Genomic DNA, 904 nt, shown 5'->3' with positions numbered 1-904 from the left:
TTTTACTCACCACTCTATTCTCAGTTTGTATGAGCATCCTGAATACGGCGTGTTTATTGGTTCTTATACTCATGGTTTAGGCTTATGGCGCGATGGCAAAATACAACAAGTCTGGACTCGTGACGACGGGCTGCTGGCCAATGAAATCCGGGCTATCACTGGTACTCACGATGGCTACGTATGGATTGCGACGCCCAATGGCCTCAACCGCTATCACCCTGCTACAGGCATTGAAGCTGCGCCCCAAGCTGACCAAGCCCGCTTTAGTGTTAGCTTGTACCAAGACCAGCAGCGGCGGCTTTGGCTAGGTACTGCGCGCGGTCTTTTCGTGCTGAGCGACGATCGCTTCGAAAAAGTAGATTTAAGCGCCTTTAATCAAGCCGAATATGTGTTTGATATTTTCCCTTATCAAGGTCACCTTTGGTTTGCCACCGACCGCGGCTTAATTATCTATGATCCTGCCAGCCAGACTGGACAGGTGGTAGGGCGTAAGCATGGCCTAAGCGCAGAAAAAATTTTCCAAGTGACCGTAGACCCCTATGACAACGTCTGGATGAGCTCTAATCGTGGCATCATGCGCACCTCATTAAGTTCGATCCTAGTACTAACAGCAACTGACCCAGCGCCGCAACCTCTTGTGCTTGATACGTTTAGAGAAGCTGACGGGTTGGTGAGTAGCCAAGCGAACGGTGGCTCTAATCCAGCCTTACTGCTTGATGACGAAGGTCATGTATGGGTACCCACAGCTTATGGCGTCGCAGTGATCGACCCTGCCCAACTGGGACGTTTTCATGAGTATGCTCCCCCTTCAGCCATTGAAGAGGTCGTTATTAATGGCAATTCACTCAGTGACACCGTGAGCCTAGCTGAGTTCGATGGTAATCGCATTAGCATCCATTATGCC

1 protein-coding gene is annotated in these 904 nt (G+C 50.2%); it reads left to right on the top strand.

The window, feature by feature from the left end; all coding sequences use genetic code 11:
* A partial coding sequence (locus AOG28_RS18405; protein ID WP_200906840.1) for a ligand-binding sensor domain-containing protein occupies positions 1 to 904 on the top strand: 904 nt, incomplete at both ends.

Source organism: Cobetia sp. UCD-24C, from assembly GCF_001306765.1.
In the GTDB taxonomy this organism is placed as follows: Bacteria; Pseudomonadota; Gammaproteobacteria; order Pseudomonadales; family Halomonadaceae; genus Cobetia; species Cobetia amphilecti.
Note: the sequence above shows the minus strand (reverse complement) of the source record. Positions and strands in the feature narration are given on the sequence as shown.